The organism is Pseudoalteromonas sp. G5_S1_54_S4 (assembly GCF_054968565.1).
Map to the genome: position 1 here is coordinate 1 of NZ_JBQKUL010000064.1, position 17,168 is coordinate 17,168.

The 17,168-nt window shown below is 41.7% G+C and carries 16 protein-coding genes; 4 read left to right on the forward strand and 12 right to left on the reverse strand.

All coding sequences use genetic code 11. The annotated features are described in order from the left end of the window. Positions 1 to 92: 92 nt before the first annotated feature. The gene (locus tag ACTRWE_RS17440; protein WP_427566377.1) at positions 93 to 1,364 is read left to right on the forward strand and encodes an O-acetylhomoserine aminocarboxypropyltransferase/cysteine synthase family protein; all 1,272 of its coding nucleotides are present in this window, start codon (positions 93 to 95) and stop codon (positions 1,362 to 1,364) included. Between the two features lie 68 nt (positions 1,365 to 1,432). Continuing rightward, positions 1,433 to 2,092 (forward strand): NADPH-dependent FMN reductase, encoded by a 660-nt coding sequence (locus ACTRWE_RS17445; protein ID WP_462880398.1) that lies wholly within the window; start codon positions 1,433 to 1,435, stop codon positions 2,090 to 2,092. Positions 2,093 to 2,108: 16 nt separating this feature from the next. On the opposite strand, the gene ACTRWE_RS17450 is transcribed toward ACTRWE_RS17445, so the two are convergent. The 6 genes from ACTRWE_RS17450 to ACTRWE_RS17475 form a co-directional block, all read right to left on the reverse strand. Further along, positions 2,109 to 2,297, reverse strand: a complete 189-nt coding sequence (locus ACTRWE_RS17450; RefSeq protein WP_462880399.1) for a DUF1289 domain-containing protein — start codon at positions 2,295 to 2,297, stop codon at positions 2,109 to 2,111. 14 nt (positions 2,298 to 2,311) lie between these two features. Further along, on the reverse strand, positions 2,312 to 2,827 hold the full coding sequence (locus tag ACTRWE_RS17455) for a hypothetical protein (RefSeq protein ID WP_462880400.1): 516 nt from the start codon (positions 2,825 to 2,827) through the stop codon (positions 2,312 to 2,314). 157 nt (positions 2,828 to 2,984) lie between these two features. Further along, positions 2,985 to 3,599, reverse strand: a complete 615-nt coding sequence (gene hisIE / locus ACTRWE_RS17460; protein ID WP_013463284.1) for a bifunctional phosphoribosyl-AMP cyclohydrolase/phosphoribosyl-ATP diphosphatase HisIE — start codon at positions 3,597 to 3,599, stop codon at positions 2,985 to 2,987. Then, positions 3,593 to 4,369 (reverse strand): imidazole glycerol phosphate synthase subunit HisF, encoded by a 777-nt coding sequence (gene hisF / locus ACTRWE_RS17465; RefSeq protein WP_462880401.1) that lies wholly within the window; start codon positions 4,367 to 4,369, stop codon positions 3,593 to 3,595. The genes hisIE and hisF overlap by 7 nt, the downstream gene beginning before the upstream one ends. 462 nt (positions 4,370 to 4,831) lie before the next feature. Then, a complete protein-coding gene (locus ACTRWE_RS17470) occupies positions 4,832 to 7,891 on the reverse strand; it encodes an efflux RND transporter permease subunit (protein WP_462880402.1) in 3,060 nt (1,019 codons plus the stop codon). 10 nt (positions 7,892 to 7,901) lie between these two features. Further along, positions 7,902 to 8,969 (reverse strand): efflux RND transporter periplasmic adaptor subunit, encoded by a 1,068-nt coding sequence (locus ACTRWE_RS17475; RefSeq protein WP_462880403.1) that lies wholly within the window; start codon positions 8,967 to 8,969, stop codon positions 7,902 to 7,904. A gap of 540 nt (positions 8,970 to 9,509) precedes the next feature. Between ACTRWE_RS17475 and ACTRWE_RS17480 the strand changes: the two genes are divergently transcribed. Together ACTRWE_RS17480 and ACTRWE_RS17485 are read left to right on the forward strand one after the other, a co-directional pair. Further along, on the forward strand, positions 9,510 to 10,517 hold the full coding sequence (locus ACTRWE_RS17480; RefSeq protein ID WP_462880404.1) for a catalase family peroxidase: 1,008 nt from the start codon (positions 9,510 to 9,512) through the stop codon (positions 10,515 to 10,517). A 16-nt stretch (positions 10,518 to 10,533) separates the two neighbouring features. Beyond that, positions 10,534 to 11,073 carry a cytochrome b gene (locus tag ACTRWE_RS17485; protein WP_462880405.1) on the forward strand — a complete coding sequence of 180 codons (540 nt, stop codon included), beginning with the start codon at positions 10,534 to 10,536 and terminating at the stop codon, positions 11,071 to 11,073. 66 nt (positions 11,074 to 11,139) lie between these two features. On the opposite strand, the gene ACTRWE_RS17490 is transcribed toward ACTRWE_RS17485, so the two are convergent. The 6 genes from ACTRWE_RS17490 to hisG are packed head-to-tail and all read right to left on the reverse strand — an operon-like array spanning position 11,140 to position 16,840. Next, positions 11,140 to 11,865: a 1-(5-phosphoribosyl)-5-[(5-phosphoribosylamino)methylideneamino] imidazole-4-carboxamide isomerase gene (locus ACTRWE_RS17490; RefSeq protein ID WP_028834570.1), complete on the reverse strand. Its 726-nt coding sequence runs from the start codon at positions 11,863 to 11,865 to the stop codon at positions 11,140 to 11,142. 33 nt (positions 11,866 to 11,898) lie between these two features. Next, on the reverse strand, positions 11,899 to 12,489 hold the full coding sequence (hisH, locus tag ACTRWE_RS17495; RefSeq protein ID WP_013463293.1) for an imidazole glycerol phosphate synthase subunit HisH: 591 nt from the start codon (positions 12,487 to 12,489) through the stop codon (positions 11,899 to 11,901). Then, entirely contained in the window at positions 12,486 to 13,547 is a 1,062-nt protein-coding gene (gene hisB / locus ACTRWE_RS17500; protein WP_462880406.1) for a bifunctional histidinol-phosphatase/imidazoleglycerol-phosphate dehydratase HisB, read from the reverse strand. The genes hisH and hisB overlap by 4 nt, the downstream gene beginning before the upstream one ends. Continuing rightward, positions 13,544 to 14,644: a histidinol-phosphate transaminase gene (gene hisC, locus ACTRWE_RS17505; protein ID WP_462880407.1), complete on the reverse strand. Its 1,101-nt coding sequence runs from the start codon at positions 14,642 to 14,644 to the stop codon at positions 13,544 to 13,546. Before hisC ends, hisB begins: the two co-directional genes overlap by 4 nt. Then, positions 14,634 to 15,935: a histidinol dehydrogenase gene (gene hisD / locus ACTRWE_RS17510; protein ID WP_368485743.1), complete on the reverse strand. Its 1,302-nt coding sequence runs from the start codon at positions 15,933 to 15,935 to the stop codon at positions 14,634 to 14,636. Before hisD ends, hisC begins: the two co-directional genes overlap by 11 nt. A gap of 5 nt (positions 15,936 to 15,940) precedes the next feature. Further along, a complete protein-coding gene (gene hisG / locus ACTRWE_RS17515; RefSeq protein WP_013463297.1) occupies positions 15,941 to 16,840 on the reverse strand; it encodes an ATP phosphoribosyltransferase in 900 nt (299 codons plus the stop codon). Positions 16,841 to 17,168 lie beyond the last annotated feature (328 nt).

Sequence of the window (17,168 nt, forward strand, 5' to 3'; positions counted from 1 at the left end):
TCAAATTCCTTTAACATTCTTTAGTATATTTCATGTGCACTTTGTAACCATTAAATGCTACGTTAGATGTAACTATATTGAAGGAATAAATTATGAAACTTGAGTCTTTAGCGTTGCACCATGGTTATGAATCTGAAGCCACCACTAAGTCGGCGGCGGTGCCGATTTATAACACCTCTTCGTACACCTTTGATAATACGCAGCATGGCGCTGATTTATTTGATTTAAAAGTGCCTGGTAATATTTATACCCGCATAATGAACCCAACCAATGCGGTGCTTGAGCAGCGTATTGCCGCGATGGAAGGCGGTATTGGTGCGCTGGCTGTGGCCTCGGGTATGGCGGCGATTACCTATGCGATTCAATGTTTATGTGAAGTGGGTACTAATATTGTAAGCACCAGCCAAGTGTATGGTGGTACTTATAACTTATTTGCCCACAGCTTGCCGCGCCAAGGTATAGAGGCGCGAATGATTAAAGCCGATGATTTTGACGGTTTTGAAAACGCCATTGATGAAAACACTCGTGCAGTTTTTTGCGAATCAATTGGTAACCCTGCTGGGAATATAGTTGATATTGCTCGCCTTGCGAAAATTGCCCACAGCAAAGGGGTGCCTTTAATTGTAGATAACACCGTGGCTACGCCGTATCTGTGTCGTCCATTTGAGTTAGGTGCCGATATTGTGGTGCACTCACTCACTAAATACATTAACGGCCATGGAACCGCGATTGGCGGCATGATTGTTGATTCGGGCAAGTTTGACTGGAAAGCCAATGCAACCCGTTTTGCGATGATGAATGAGCCTGATCCGTCGTACCATAATGTAGTGTATACCGATGCGTTTGCTGAAGCGGCGTTTATAGGTCGTTGCCGTGTTGTCCCACTTAGAAATACCGGTGCGGCGCTTGCGCCTAAAAACGCCTCTGATATTTTAATTGGCCTTGAAACGTTAGGGCTAAGAATGGATCGCCACTGCGAAAACGCGCAAAAAATTGCTGAATACCTAGAGAGCCACCCTAAGGTGCTGTGGGTTAATTACGCGGGATTAAAATCAAGCCCATATAATGAAATGAGCCAAAAAATTACTAATGGTAAGGCGTCAGGTATTTTAAGTTTTGGTATTGCCGGTGGCCTTGAAGCCGGTACGCGCTTTATTGATGCCCTTAATATGATTTTACGTTTGGTAAATATCGGCGATGCTAAATCGCTGGCGTGTCATCCTGCATCTACCACTCACCGCCAATTAAATGATGAAGAACTGGCCAATGCGGGCGTTAGCCGCGATTTAATTCGTTTATCGGTGGGTATTGAAAACATTGACGACATTATTGCCGATATAAGCCAAGCGCTTGATAAGGCCTAAATTGTACAGTAAATACCTCAAACTTTTTTGAGGTATTTATTTTTGTAATCAAAAAGGAGTGTCGATACATGAAATTTTTAATTTTTCTCGGTTCGGTTAGAAAAAGTAGCCCACCTAAGCCTGCTCGTTTAGGGCAAAGGGTAGCAAAAGCATGTGAGCGTTGTTTGCTTGAGCATTACTCTGAGCATGAAATAGAGCTTATTGATCCGCTCGATTATGATTTAGACCCTGTGTTTAAACCGCACTTTGCCTATACGCAGGCTGAGGTACCTAAACAACTTGATGATTTAGCAGCAAAAATTAAAGCCAGCGATGGCTTTGTTATGGTGAGCCCTGAATATAATCATTCGATGAGTCCGGCACTTGCTAATTTGCTAAACCATTTTGGTAGTTCTTTATTTGGCTATAAACCCAGCGCAATTGTGACCTATTCTGCAGGGCAGTGGGGCGGCGTGCGCGCTGCTGTTGGCATGCGCAGCTTTTTAAGTGAACTGGGTTGTTTGCCAGTATCAGCAATGATCCATGTACCAAAAGCGCAGGATGTGTTTATTGAAAGTGGTGACGCAAATAATGCGGCAGAGCAAACATCATGGGATAGCTATTTTTCGCGCACCTTTAATCAATTAATTTGGTGGGCAGAAGGTGCTAGCAAACAACGTGAAGCGTTAGACCCTAAGCAATTAAGTAAAGACTTTAAACGTGACCCATCACAACGTAATGCGCCTTAATGGTTATAAATTTAAGCTAGTCTTTTTTGGCGTCTTCACGAGGGGAGGCCAATATTTCTTGCTTTTGCTCATCGGTTAAAATAATCCAGTCGAATATTTCGTCACTTGTGCGCCCGCACCCAGTACAGTAGCCATTCATTCTATAACATTCACCGATACAGTCTGTTTTTAAATGAGTGGATTGTTTACAGGGTGTTTGGCGCATACATTCTCTCGTAATTATTTAGTGGCGACGGGCTTTCCTACTTCTAACGAGGTAGACCAGGTTTTAATTTTTGATAAGGTTTTGCTGGTATAAACAGAAATAACCGGCGATTTATCATCAAGTACAAAGGTGGTGCGCAGAGAGGTTTCCGACTCTTTTTGTGTTTCTAACCAGTTGCTATTTTTTGTTAAACATTGGCGAGTGAGCTCAACGGCTTGTTTATGCATGTCAACGGCTTGTTGTTGGTCTTTGTAGTTTTCTTGACAGCGATAGGTCACGGTTTGATTGTTAAAGCTGGTTACTTGGCAGTTATTGCCAAATACGTTGTACTTTGCGCTCCACACATCTAAATAAGGTGTTTTTACTTTGGTGTCTTTTAACGCTTCAAAGCGATTGTCATAGGCGGCAATCAGCCCATCCATTTTTTCGCAGGGAGTTAGGTTATCTAGTTTAGCTTTTTGCTCAGTGGTTAAACTGCTACAGCCAGATAAAATTAGGCCAGTTAATACCAGCGATATATAGGTTTTCATAATGCGCTATCCTTTTGTAATAGCTATTCCTTGGACGTTAACTAAAGAATACCTAAGGGAGGGAGTAAATGCTATTCGCAAGGTGTAATTTAAAGTGAATTTATGGTTTTAACATACTGAGTGCGCCACAAAATGGCGCACACAGTAACAGGCGGTTTTACTTATGACGCCCTTGTAGGCAAGCAACTGCATCGGTGAGCTCTAAGCCTTGACGCTGTAGTAACACAATTAAGTGATACAACAAGTCAGCCGATTCGTTAGTAAGCTCATTGTTGTCGTGTTTCATTGCCGCAAGCGCCACTTCAACGCCTTCTTCACCTACTTTTTGGCAGCTGCGGCTTAAGTCTTCAGCAAATAAAGACGCGGTGTAGCTTTTAGCTGGATCGTCGTTTTTACGTGCAACAATCACATCTTCAAGTTGCGCTAAAAAGCTTAAGCTTGGTTTTGCAGCATCGCCAAAACAGCTTTGCGTGCCTAAATGGCACGTTGGCCCTTCTGGGTTTGCCAATACTAAAATTGAATCGTAGTCGCAATCTGTATGCACAGAGACCACGTTTAAGTAGTTTTCTGATGACTCGCCTTTTGTCCATAAACGCGATTTAGAACGCGAATAAAAAGTCACCTTATTACTTTCAAGCGTAACAGCAAGCGCTTCGCTATTCATAAAACCTTGCATTAAAATAACGCCAGAGCGTGCATCTTGAACAATGGCAGGGATCATCTCGCTTTTAGCGAAATCAACTTGAGTTAGGTTTTCTTGCGTTACTAGCATAATCTGGCTGCCACTTGGTTATCTATTAAAAATTGTTTTAGTTCGCCAATGTTAATCACGTTTTTATGAAAAACACTGGCTGCGAGTGCACCATCTACTTTGCTTTGTTTAAATACATCAACAAAATCTTGCATTGTGCCTGCGCCCCCTGAGGCGATTAAAGGAATGTCGCATAGCTCGCGTATTTTGCTCAGCTGCTCATTGTCGTAACCATTACGAACGCCATCTTGGTTCATACAGTTTAAAACAATTTCGCCAGCGCCTAAGTCTTGCACCCGCTGAACCCACTCTTGGGTTTTATAACGAGTACGGCTTGAGGCATTAGGATCGCCTGTAAGCTGATACACTAAGTATTCACCGGTCGTTTCATCAAAAAAGCTATCAATACCGACAACCACACACTGTTTGCCAAATTCATCGTGTAACTCTTTTATAAGCTCAGGACGGGCAATGGCAGGGCTATTAATACTGATTTTGTCAGCGCCGCGTTCAAGCACGCGCGCTGCATCGGCTACCGACTTAATGCCACCCGCTACACAAAATGGAATATCGATATGGCGGGCAATATTTTCTACCCAATTTGCATCGAGTAATCGTTTTTCAACGCTTGCACTGATCTCGTAAAATACCAGTTCGTCGGCACCGGCTTCACTGTACGCTTTAGCAAGTGTTAAAACATCGCCGACTACCTCATGGCCCTTAAATTTAACGCCTTTAACGACTTGGCCGTCTTTTACGTCTAAACAAGGAATTATGCGTTTTGATAACATGCGCTTACCTCGTTTTTAAAATTCTGGATTGTAATATGGTTATTATTACGTTTGTTATTGGTATAACTCATTAGAAAACACATAGACTGCACTTGATATGTTATATTTTTAATAAAAATGAATAGTTAATTTAATGAATGAATCTAAATGCATTACTATGCAATGAATTCTTGACTCCACTATATAATAAAACTTGCGCTATGTTAATGGTAAAAGCTAGAACTAAAAGTGATAATTCATTCTGGAAAAACGCGCAATCTTGAAACCGTATACTAAATTCATAAAATACTAAAAATTAGCGTGTTTCTTTAGAAAACCGATAGCAGTTTCGACCGGAATTTTTAGCCTCGTAAAGTGCTTGAAAAGTCTGTAATGTTGGCTGGAATTTTTTATAAATTGCATAGTCGCGATTTAATAATTGGCCATGACTTTTTACTAAGCATGGCCAATTTTTCGTTAGTATTAATTAGTTGTTTGTTCGCCTTGTTTAACGTTCATAAATATCGCGTAGAGTACGGGGATCACAATTAAAGTCAGTAGGGTGGCAAACAGTAACCCAAACACCAGTACCACTGACATCGATTGGAAAAACGCATCAAAATACAGTGGAATAACCCCTAGTACAGTGGTGAGTGTGCCCATCATTACTGGTCTTACCCGACTATTTGCCGAATCGATAATGGCATTATAAGCAGGTTTTCCTTGGCGAATTTCCATATCCATCTGATCCACTAATACAATGGCATTTTTAATCAATAAACCAGAGAGCGACAGTAATCCTAATATACCCATAAACTCTAATGGGATTTGTGTAGTAACCAGCCCAAAAACAACACCAATTAAGGCTAATGGCACCACAAGCCAAATAATAATAGGTTGTTTTAATGCGTTAAATAACACAATAACAATGAGTACCATGGCTAAAAAACCCAGTGGAATAGTTGAGGCCAGCATTTCGTTAGACTCTTTCGATTGACCATATTCGCCATCCCATTCTAGGCGGTAGCCTTGTGGTAGTTCAATGGCTTCTATTTTAGGTTTTACTCTATTAAATAACTCAGAAGCAAGCTCACCTGGCAGTGGATCGGCTTGGGCTTTTATGGTCCATTCACGGTCTTCACGTTTTAATATGCCGTCGCGCCATACGGTTTTAAAGCCATTGGTGACTTGAGCAAGAGGCAGTGTTTCACCGGTGATATTGCTTTGCACTTGAATGTTACCAATGTCGTTTATGTCTACGCGTTCTTTTTGTGGCGCTCTGACAATAATAGGAATGAGCTCTTCGCCTTCACGATACTGCCCAACCACTTGCCCTGAAAAGTTTTGTTGCAGTGCTTCGGCAACCGCTTTGCGCGTTACACCCGCGCGCTGTGCATTAATGGATGAGTACTGTGGCTCAATAACACTAATGCGTTGTCGCCAGGTGTCTTTAATTGACAGCGCACCGCCATCTTCAATTAATACGGCTTTTGCTTTAGCTGCCAGCTCTCTTAATACACTCGGATCGGGGCCTTTAAATGTGGCTTCTATTTTAGAGCCACCACCTGGGCCCATTACAAAGCGCCATACTTTGCCTTGCGCATCCACAAAGTTATTATCGATGTAGTTTTGTACCCTAGGTAAGAGTTGATCTAGTTTTTTATAGTCATCGACTTTAGCTAAAATTTGCCCGTAAGAACTGTTGGGTGATTCGCTGCCATAAATAAGCATGTAACGTAATCCGCCACCGCCAATAAGCGTTTGTATGCCTTCAACGCCGTTTTGTTGTTTTACAAACGCTTCAAGTTTGAGCATGTCTTTTTTGGTTTTTTCAATATCGGTGCCTTGTGGTAACCAAAAATCAACCACCATTTGCGGCGTGGTGGAAGCTGGAAAAAACCCTGATTTTACAAATTGAAAACCCCACATAGACACACTAAACATGGCAACCACAACAGTAACCGTTAACCAGCGATGATGCAGTGCCGACACTACAACCGATTGATACAGTGCCATGAGCTTATTAGGTTTTGCTGAACCGGAGGTATCGCCATCTTGTTCTTTAAACAAGCAATAACAAAACAGGGGAGTTAGGGTAATGGCAAATAACCAGCTGTATAATAAGGAGATTAAAATAACCCAAAATAAATGACCGGTAAATTCAGCGGTATCACCTGGAGCAAGACCAATAGGCGCAAACGCAACAATGCCTACCAAAGTACCCCCCAGTAGTGGCCATTTAGTTTGCTTGACGACTTCGCTAGCAATTTCTAACTTTTTACGGCCTTTTTGTGTACCAACTAAAATCCCTTCGGTCACCACAATCGCATTATCAACCATCATACCGAGGGCAATAATAAGCGCACCTAAGGAAATACGGTGCATGGGTATACCGCTAAAGTCCATGGTAGCAAGGGTCGCAAAAATAGTTAGCAGTAACACGGCACCAATAATAATCCCAGAGCGCAACCCCATAAATAGCAGTAGCGTGACCATGACAATCACCAGCGCGACTAATACATTAACCACAAAGTTATCGACTGAGTCTTGTACCACTTTTCCTTGGTGGTAAAACTCATGCACGCTGATGCCAAGCGGTCTGAGGTTTTCAGTTTGTTTTACTTTATCATCAACGCGGTCAAACACTTTTACCACATTAGCGCCTAATACACTGGCAACCCCCAGTGATATGGCAGGCTTAGAGTTGTAGCGCACTAACTTGGTTGCTGGGCTTTGAAAACCGCGGTATACATTGGCAATATCTTTTAGGTAAATTGTTTTACCTTTAGCGCTGGCACTTACCAGTAGGTTTTTAATGGTATCAACGGAGTTTAATTCGCCGGTGGGATCAATAAAAATACGTTGATCGCCAATTTGGGTATTTCCTGCACTCAATACGGCGTTTTGTTCATCCAAAATACCGTAAATGTTATTGATAGATACACCTAAAGAGGCTAACTCTTCTCGAGCAATTTCTACAAATATCCCCTCTTGTTGTACGCCCGTCATGGCAACTTTCGCTACACCGTCTACTTGTAAAATGTCACTTTGTAGCGTTTTAGCATAGGCATGCAGTTCATCGGGGGAGTAACCTTCGGCAGTAATTAAATAACTTAAGCCATACACATCACCAAAATCGTCATAAACCTGTGGAGTTCCGGTACCTGGAGGCAATGTTGGACGTGTATCATTTATTTTGTTTCTGAGCTTTGTCCAAATAACTTGCAACTCAGACTTAGTCGGAGAAAATTCTGATTTAATCTCTACTTTAATTTCAGATAAACCCGTAGATGAGGTGGATGATATAGTATCAACCTCTTGTAGTTCTTGAATAGCACGCTCTAGCGGCTCAGTGACCTCTTTTGCTACTTCTAGCGGGCTTGCACCTGAATATGAAACAAATACTTGCGCGGTGCGAATTATAAATTCGGGATCTTCAAACCGCGCCATGTTTTTATAGGATGAAAAACCAAACCCTAGAGTTAAAATAATGAGTATGGTGCTAATTAATTTATTATTTATTGTCCACTTTGCTAAACCCATGACTGCGCTCCTATGCTTTAGTCCAAGGACGTACTTTCATACCCTCAGTCACATAGTTTGCACCTGCACCTACAATCACATCACCTGCTTTTAAGCCCTCAGTAATAATCAGTTGTTCGCCAATACCTTGCTCAATAGCAACGAGTGTTTTTGATACTTGCATTGTTTTTTGGTCAACAGTCCATACGAAATGCTGGCCGTTTTCTTCAAAAATAGCAAAGGTAGGGACAGCCAGTCGTGTTGCGTTTGAACTTGTTTTACGTTCTATTTTTAGGCTGGCATTCATGCCAGGTAATATATTAAGGTTATTGGGTACAGCAAACGAAAAGCGTACTTCATAGGTTTGACTGGCTGAGTCGGCTTCTAAATTCGCACGTCTAAATGTGGCAGGGATAGGCGCAGCCGATACATCTTGTAAAATTACTGAGGCTACATTGTTTTGTTTAGAATCTACCGTAGCCACAATAGACGCGGGAATATTTACAACCGCTTCCATTTCACCTTTACCAAATAGGGTAACTACATGTTGCCCAGCACTGATGTTTTCAAGCTGCTTTACCGGAACTTCTGCAACAATGGCATCGTAAGGCGCTATGATTTTACTGTCAGATAATGCCTTTTGCGCTGAGTCATACTGTGATTCGGCCACTTCTTTTTTAGATTTTAGTTGCTCTATATCTCGCTGTGAAATAACACCGTCTTTTGCAAGCTTTAAACCACGTTGATAATCATTGTTGGCCGTTTCAAACTGTATTTTGCTCGACTTAACCTCATTAACAAAGTTTCGTTGCTCTAATGCGGCTATTACGTCTCCTTTTTTTACATTTTGCGCAGCAATAACGTTGAGCTTTTCAAGTTTACCACTGACCTGAAAGGCCAGTTTTGAACTGTTTATTGTATCTATAGTGGCAGGATAGGTGAGTGTTTTTGATTGAGAGCCATCATCAATGGTTATTAACTTAACAGGGCGTGGCTTGTTTTGCTTTTGAGTGCTGACTTCGCTATCTGAACAACCGGCTAACAACAGTAGCGCAATACTAATAAAATTAAATTTAGTAAAACATGGTTTATTGATCATCTTGCTTACCTTAAATAAAAAGTGCGGTGTTAATCGTTGGCATTTTTGTGTGGTTCAAAATTATAAAATGCGTAAATGTGTTTATTTTCGAATTTACCTGTAATGCTGTTTATTAAGCTATAACTACTTACTACTTGAAAAAAGCAGTAGATAACGAGTGAGTAATAAATAATATTTTAATTTCAACAGTTTATTATTGCTGTACGGTTTTGTTTTAATTTGTGTGATTTTGTAGAACGTAATAAATCAGCACCCCAATGCTTGCGTTGTATCAACATTAGTATAATTAACAATCGGCTTTTTTAAAGCGCAGCTCATAAAGATTATATTTTTGGAATTTAAAATACTTAAAGTGCGGTTTTTATTAATTAAATTGAAATATTAATTGCTTGGGGTCGGTCTTGTGAGTGTCGTGTCGGTATAACTAAATAAAAGCTATCCGATCTAAAGCATATCTCAGTAATGGTTAGCCATTAATTTAAAGACGTAATTAAAACTATGAAAAATTCCAAACATAATCATACGAGGTCTAATCCTACCATGAGTAAAAAAATCACCTTAATTGCAATAATCACTTTATTTGCACTGACGATTTTATATTTTACCGGCGCTTTTAACAGCGATGCGGTTACTGCGCAGCGTTTTGTTAATTTACAACAAGGTGAGCAAGCCCATGCGGGTTTTCGTCGAGCCCATGCAAAAGGTATTTGTTTAGCGGGGTCGTTTGAGTCTACCGGTGAGCTTGCTAAATATTCGCAAGCCAAGGTATTTGATTTAGGCGCCACTACTTTTGTTGGCCGTTTTTCTATTGCGGGCAATAATCCAACCGCACCTGATTTAAAAGCACCGGTGCGTAGTTTAGCGTTTTCTATAACTACCAATGATAACCAAGAATGGCGCGTAGCAATGAACACGCCTCCAGTTATGGCTGTTGCGACGCCAGAAGCGTTCTTTAAACAGTTACAAGCGCTATCCCCTGATCCGGTAACTAAAAAACGCAGTCCTGAAAAAATTAAAGCCTTTTTTGCCGCGCACCCTGAAAGTGCCGCATTTAATAACTGGAAAGCCAGCTACCAACCAACCAGCAGTTTTGCCACTGAGCAATACCACAGTATTAATGCCTTTTATTTGGTTGATGAAAATAATGAAAAGCACGCAGTTCGTTGGATAGCTAAACCACAATTAAGCGATGAAAACATTCAACCACTTAATAATGATTCAGCTGATGCATTGCAGCTACAACTTAAAGATCAAGTTGCTCAAGCCCCCGTTAAATTCGACATGCTGTTTAGCTTTGCAACTGAAGAGGATGATGAAAACAACCCAACTGTTTTATGGCCACAATCACGCAAAACAATTAACGCAGGCACATTAGTTATCTCAAGCCTTCAGGCGCAAGAAGGAGGCGTGTGTGCTGATATGAACTTTGATCCCTTGGTACTTCCTACAGGGATAGAGCCAAGCGCCGATCCTATATTACGTGCCCGTGGCGCGGCTTATGCTGAGTCATTTCGTCGTCGTGCTAAAGAAGTACTTTTAAATAATTAATAACAGGAAATATCGAATGAAAACAATTAATAAATACTCGGCGTCGAGTATGCTTATTCACTGGGCGATGGCGTTAATCATACTTTCTATGTTATTTCTTGGTTTGTCGATGGTACAAAGTTTAGCGGTTTGGCAAGTAGAGGCCATTGCGCTGCATAAGTCATTTGGTATTTTAGCGTTGGTGTTAGTTGCTATTAGATTAATCAATAAAGTCGTTACCACCAGTCCTGCATTACCACCGAGTGTGCCTAAGGCTCAAGCATTAGCCGCGCATTTAACCCAAGTTGGTTTATATGCATCTATGATTTTAATGCCGATTTCTGGTTGGTTAATGCAAAGCGCTGATGGCCGTCATGTGAGCTTTTTTGGTTTATTTACTTTGCCTGGCTTAGTTAGTAAAGATATTGAAACGTATGCTTTTTTCCGTGAAGCACATGGTTTAATTGCTTATGCATTTTTATTGTTTATTTTTATGCATGTAAGCGCTGCGCTTTATCATGGTTTAATAAAGCAAGATGGCGTATTAGGCTCTATGTTACCTGGTAAGCATAAATAAACTGATAGTTTTATACAAAAAAGGCATAGATGCGCTCGCACATGTGCCTTTTTTAGATCTATATTTTTAGCTTAATTTAAGCGCGTCTTCTACGCTAAAGGCACCATCTAATAAAGACTTACCTAAAATTACGCCGCCAACACCAAGTTCATTTAGCTTTTTAATATCATCCAACGAACTTACCCCACCCGACGCTTGTACTTTAATATCTGCATTATGATTAATTAAATCTTCATAAAGCGCAAAAGAGGGGCCGGTCATGGTGCCGTCCTTACTGATGTCCGTACATAAAAAATCAATAATGCCCAGCTCTACATAAAAATCAATAAGTTCAAATAGCCCAAACTCAGATTCATTTAACCAACCATGGGTTGCTGGCGCCCAGCCGGACTCTGTTTTATTAACATCAAGGGCAATCACAAAGTGCTCAGCGCCAAATTGTTCAATCCAAGCTTTAACCTGTTCACGCTTTTCGACTGCCATAGAACCAATAACCACTTGGTTTGCACCGGCCTTTAGCCAATCGCTCACATCTTGCTCTGAACGAATACCCCCACCCACTTGATAGGGCACATCCAGTGCTTTTGTGGCTGCTTGAATATGTTGCCACTGCTTTTTACTTGGATCGCGTGCGCCTTCTAAATCAACTAGGTGCAGTTTACCCGCGCCGCTGTCAGCGTATTCTTTTAGGCGAGCGCCAAGTTCAAAGGGGTAAAACTGTGCGGTATCATATTTACCTTGATACAAACGTACAATTTGATTTTGTAATACGTCTAATGCTGGAATAATCACTGTGTATCTCTTTTATTATTTATTAACAGTCGCTTATAACTGCCAATCTAGAAAGTTTTGTAATAAACGGGTGCCTACTTTAGCACTTCGCTCTGGGTGAAATTGCATACCGGCATAATTATCTTTAGCGACAATGGCTGAAAAAGTTTGCCCGTATTCACTACTGACTAAAGTGGCATCGTTAACGGTGTGCGCAAAGCTGTGCACATAATAAACCTGATCGTCTTTATGCAGCCCTTTGGTTAGTGGGTGCGCTTGTTGGATAGATAAATTATTCCACCCCATATGCGGTGACGTTAAACTACCTACATCCAGTGCTTTTACTTGGCCTGGTATTTTACCTAAGCATTGCACGTTACCTTCTTCGGTGCTTTCGCACAGCAGTTGCATCCCCAAGCAAATTCCCATTAGCGGGCGCTGATATTCGTTAATCGCTTGCTGCCAACCATTATCGACTAGGCGCTTCATAGCCACAGATGCATGGCCAACACCAGGCAAAATAGCGCGCTCATAGCCCGCTAATTGTTCTGGCGAGGTAATAACCGTAGGGGTTTTACCTAAACGCTCAAATGCAAAGCGTACCGAGTTGATATTGGCACAACCGGTATTAATTATCGCTATCATAAACACCCCTTAGAGCTGGCTGTTTGTTGACTAGTATCTTGTGCAATTGCCATACGCAGAGCACGAGAAAATGCTTTAAATAAGCCCTCTACTTGGTGATGACAGTTACCGTCACTTACCGACAAAATAAGGCTAATTGCAGCGTTATCACTTAAGCTTTTGAAAAAATGCTCTACCATTTGTACGTCTAAATCACCGGCTTTTTCGCGGCTAAAGTTTGCGTTTAACACAAACGAAGCACGTCCAGATAAGTCAATTTGCGCTTCGGCTTTACATTCATCCATAGGCAATGCAAAACCATAACGCGCAATTTGAGATTTTGTGCCAAGTGCTTGTTTAAGAGCAACCCCTAAGGCAATACCAATGTCTTCAACAAGGTGATGCTCGTCTATGTGTAAATCGCCTTTGGCTTTAATGTTTAAGCCAATGTTTGCGTGGGTGCGTATTTGATCCAGCATGTGATCAAAAAAGCCAAGGCCGGTGTCTATGCTACCGTTTTTAGTTTGATCAAGATTAACCGCTACATCAATTTGTGTTTCTTTGGTATTGCGTGTAACACGGCCTTCACGGTTTGCCGTTGTAAGCTTAGTAACAATAGCAGGCCAGCTACCATCGTATAAAATACCTTCACAACATAAGTTTTGCGCAAGACCAATATCTGTTTGGCGGTCGCCAATTACAAAAGAGCGCGCTAAATCTACGTTGCCAGAGCGCATAAGCTCGGTCAGTAAGCCTGTTTTTGGCTTACGGCAATCGCAGTTTTGTTCATCAAAGTGTGGGCAAATGAGTACATCTTCAAAGTTAATCCCTTGGCTGTTGAGTATGTCCATCATTTTGTCTTGGGCTATGTCAAAATCCGCAGTAGGGAAACTGTCAGTGCCTAAACCATCTTGATTAGATACCATAACTAGGCTATAACCAGCGGCTTGTAGTTGTAATAATGCCGGAATAACACCAGGTAAAAAAGCCAACTTTTCAAGGCTATCTACCTGTTTGTCGGTGATTGGCTCTTCAATAATGGTGCCGTCACGGTCTATAAATAAATAGGGATTACTCATGATACTTCCTGTTGTGATAGGGCTGTTGGGGTGGTTAAACCATCGAGCCAAATTTTTACTTGTTCTAATTCTTGTTCGCTACCAATTGAAATGCGTAGCCAGTCGTCTTCACCGTATAAGGTAAATGCTCGCATGACTAAGCCTTGTTCAAGGGCAACTTTAAAGCTGTTTTTATCGGCCAATTTTAAGGTAACAAAGTTGCCTTCACCAGTGAGAATTTTTAATACAGCAGGGGAGGCGTTTAACCACTCTATTAGCTTTAATTTTAAGCTGTTTAAAATGCTCACCTGGCGACGCATAGAGGTAATGGCATCAGGGGCAATGGCTTGCGCTGCAATACTCGCTACCACGCTCGAGACCGGATACGGTGCAATGACTTTACGAATGGGCGCAAGTACACTGGCTTGAGCGAGGGTAAACCCGGTTCGCAGGCCTGCCAACGCAAACGCTTTTGACAGTGTACGTAGCACTACAATATTACTAAACTCGTTTATAAGTTGTGTTGCACTTTGCTCTGGGCAAAACTCAATATAGGCTTCATCAACAATCACCAATGCTTTACCTGCAAGCGCAGTGGCAATGGTTTTTACTTTATCTAGCGGCGTTAAACTACCTGTTGGGTTATTTGGATTACAAATAAACACCAGTTTTGAGCTACCGACCGCAGTGACAATATCATCAACATTGGCTGTTAATAATAACTCTTGAGTAAGCGCGTTAATAGCCACATTGTGCGTATCAGCAGTGACTTTATACATACCGTAGGTAGGCAAAAACAGCGCAATACTATCTTTAGCTGGCTGGCAATACGTGCGTACTAAAAGCTCAATGCCTTCGTCTGCACCTCGCGTCATAAGGACATTGTCGCTTTTAAGCTCGGTATAAGCTGCATAGCGATCAATAACCAATTGTGGCTGAGGGTCGGGGTAGCGATTTAAATCTTCAATACTCAGCTCAAGGTTTTTAGCATATGGGCTTTCGTTGGCATTGAGCCACGTTGTGCCTGTTAACTTTTCACTTTTAGCCGAGCTGTAAGCAGCAAGCGCTTTAATATTATCGGGTAATAAGCTGGTTGCTTGGGCGCTCTCATTGCTCATTGTTTATTGCCTCTAAACGAATTGAAACCGCATTAGCATGGGCATCAAGGCCTTCTGCGTCTGCCAGTGGTAAAATAGCTTTTGAAAGCTCTGTTAAGCCACTTTTACTAATAGTTTGTACTGTGTATGTGCGGAAAAAATCAAGCAAGTTTAAGCTTGAGTATGTCGCGCTATAACCGTAAGTAGGTAATACGTGGTTAGTACCCGATGCATAATCGCCAGCCGATTCTGGTGTGTAGTCGCCAACAAATACTGAACCTGCATTTTTAACCGAATCAAGGTACGGGGTTGCATCTGCCAGCTGTAAAATTAAGTGCTCTGGCCCATATTGCGCTGATACATCAAATGCTTGCGCTATTGAATCCACTAAAATAAGTGACGAATTGGCCAACGCTTGTTCAGCGGTGTCTTTTCGGCTTAAGTTAGCTAATTGACGAGTAAGCGCGTCTTGCGTTTGTTTAATAATAGTTTCGCTGTTACACAATAAAATAACTTGCGAGTCGGCGCCATGCTCTGCTTGTGAGAGTAAATCGGCCGCAATAAACTCTGGATTTGCTCGTTCATCTGCTATCACTAATACTTCAGATGGACCTGCTGGCATATCAATCGCCATTCCTGGAATTGTTTGTGCAACTAACTGCTTTGCCATAGTCACAAAGCTATTACCTGGGCCAAAAATTTTATTCACTTTAGGTACTGATTCTGTGCCGTAGGCCATTGCAGCAATCGCGCCTGCACCACCGCTTTCAATAATAGTGGTGATACCACATAATTTAGCAGCATATAAAATAGCAGGATTTATTGCTTTATCGCCTTGTACGGGGGTAGTGAGTACCACGGTTTTTGCACCGCTTAACTGCGCCAATACGCCTTGCATTATAACTGACGATGGCAATGGCGCACTGCCACCGGGTACATAAATACCGACCGCTTCGATGGCTTGATATTTCAGTTCACATTCAACGCCTGGTTGAGTCGATAACTTAATATCTTTAGGCAGTTGCGCTTGGTGAAAACATTTTACATTTGCATAAGCGGTGTCAATTGCATACTTAAGCTCAGGGCTTAGCATTTTCTCAGCGGCATTAATTTCATCAAGTGGAACACGTAAACGCGGCTCAGCTCGGTTATCAAACTCTTTTGCTAACGCCAGTAATGCAGCATCGCCTTGTGCATTTACTTTTGCCAAAATAGTTTGGCAAATACTTTCTACTTTTTCACTCGCTGATACAGCAGGGCGCATCAGCGCCGCTGCTTGAACCTGTGATGATTCTTCATTCCAACGAAGCATGGCTGTTACTCCATCATTTTTTCAATTGGCATAACTAAAATAGAATTCGCGCCGAGTGCTTTAAGTTGCTCCATGGTTTCCCAAAATAACGTTTCGCTACTTACCATGTGCAATGCTACATATTCGTCAGATCCTGCTAGTGCAAGTAATGTAGGTTGACCAGAACCAGGCAGGATTTCACAAATTTCATCCAGCTTGTCTTTTGGTGCGTGTAGCATGATGTATTTGCTTTCTTTGGCTTGCTTAACACCACGCAAACGCGGCATCAATTTATTGATAAGCGCGAGTTTGTCAGCATCTTGCAATTGAGTGTTTTGAATCAAACAGGCGTTTGACTCTAAAATCGTATCACCCTGCATTAAGCCATTGGCTTCAAGGGTTGCACCTGTTGAGACCAAATCACAAATGGCATCAGCAAGACCAGCACGCGGCGCCACTTCAACAGAGCCTGTGAGCATAACAGTGCTGGCGTTGATGCCTTCGCGTTTTAAATATTGGCTTAAAATTTCAGGGTAGGTGGTTGCAATACGTTTGCCTTCAAACCAGCTTTTGTCTTGCTTACCTAGTTCTTGTGGCCATGCAAGTGCAAGACGACAGTAACCAAAATCTAATTTTGATAATTTAGTTACTTCGCTTGGAACGCCTTGGCGCTCTCTTTCTGCTTGTACTTCAACTAAAACGTTTTCGCCAACAATACCTAAGTCACATACACCGTCCATAACTAAACCTGGGATATCGTCATCGCGTACACGTAAAACGTCAATTGGCATGTTGGTTGAGTGTGCTATAAGGCGCTGCTCGCGAAGGTTGAGTTTTACACCCAGTTGCTTAAGCAGATCTTGACAATCTTTAGATAGGCGGCCGCCTTTTTGGATGGCGATACGAAGACGATTACTATTATTCATTACTCATTTTCCTTTAATTTAAAAACTAAAAACCCCGAGGGAAACCTCAGGGCGAAAATGAATCTTGGTATGTTGATTCGCCAGAGGTTTCCTTTTAGGAACAACCTCTCAGCGAAAGACCTGACAGGTTATTCCGATGAATGATGGTGGTGATGTACTGCTGTCAGAGTGTTGCGCATTTTTTATCCTGTTTAGCTATTCGTTATTATGTTAACGCTTAGCTGCTGTTTGTTTAATAAATTTCGCATTTATAAAAACACATAAACCAATAGCATGGCAAGAAAAATTTTCTTAAATTAAAGAATACCTTATAACTGTCGATAATAAC

Bases quoted from the DNA above. Each gene is read 5' to 3' on its own strand.
- ACTRWE_RS17440 (WP_427566377.1), top strand. From the start codon at position 93: ATGAAACTTGAGTCTTTAGCGTTGCACCATGGTTATGAATCTGAAGCC.
- ACTRWE_RS17445 (WP_462880398.1), top strand. From the start codon at position 1,433: ATGAAATTTTTAATTTTTCTCGGTTCGGTTAGAAAAAGTAGCCCACCT.
- ACTRWE_RS17450 (WP_462880399.1), bottom strand. From the start codon at position 2,297: ATGCGCCAAACACCCTGTAAACAATCCACTCATTTAAAAACAGACTGT.
- ACTRWE_RS17455 (WP_462880400.1), bottom strand. From the start codon at position 2,827: ATGAAAACCTATATATCGCTGGTATTAACTGGCCTAATTTTATCTGGC.
- hisIE (WP_013463284.1), bottom strand. From the start codon at position 3,599: ATGCTAGTAACGCAAGAAAACCTAACTCAAGTTGATTTCGCTAAAAGC.
- hisF (WP_462880401.1), bottom strand. From the start codon at position 4,369: ATGTTATCAAAACGCATAATTCCTTGTTTAGACGTAAAAGACGGCCAA.
- ACTRWE_RS17470 (WP_462880402.1), bottom strand. From the start codon at position 7,891: ATGGGTTTAGCAAAGTGGACAATAAATAATAAATTAATTAGCACCATA.
- ACTRWE_RS17475 (WP_462880403.1), bottom strand. From the start codon at position 8,969: ATGATCAATAAACCATGTTTTACTAAATTTAATTTTATTAGTATTGCG.
- ACTRWE_RS17480 (WP_462880404.1), top strand. From the start codon at position 9,510: ATGAGTAAAAAAATCACCTTAATTGCAATAATCACTTTATTTGCACTG.
- ACTRWE_RS17485 (WP_462880405.1), top strand. From the start codon at position 10,534: ATGAAAACAATTAATAAATACTCGGCGTCGAGTATGCTTATTCACTGG.
- hisH (WP_013463293.1), bottom strand. From the start codon at position 12,489: ATGATAGCGATAATTAATACCGGTTGTGCCAATATCAACTCGGTACGC.
- hisB (WP_462880406.1), bottom strand. From the start codon at position 13,547: ATGAGTAATCCCTATTTATTTATAGACCGTGACGGCACCATTATTGAA.
- hisC (WP_462880407.1), bottom strand. From the start codon at position 14,644: ATGAGCAATGAGAGCGCCCAAGCAACCAGCTTATTACCCGATAATATT.
- hisD (WP_368485743.1), bottom strand. From the start codon at position 15,935: ATGCTTCGTTGGAATGAAGAATCATCACAGGTTCAAGCAGCGGCGCTG.
- hisG (WP_013463297.1), bottom strand. From the start codon at position 16,840: ATGAATAATAGTAATCGTCTTCGTATCGCCATCCAAAAAGGCGGCCGC.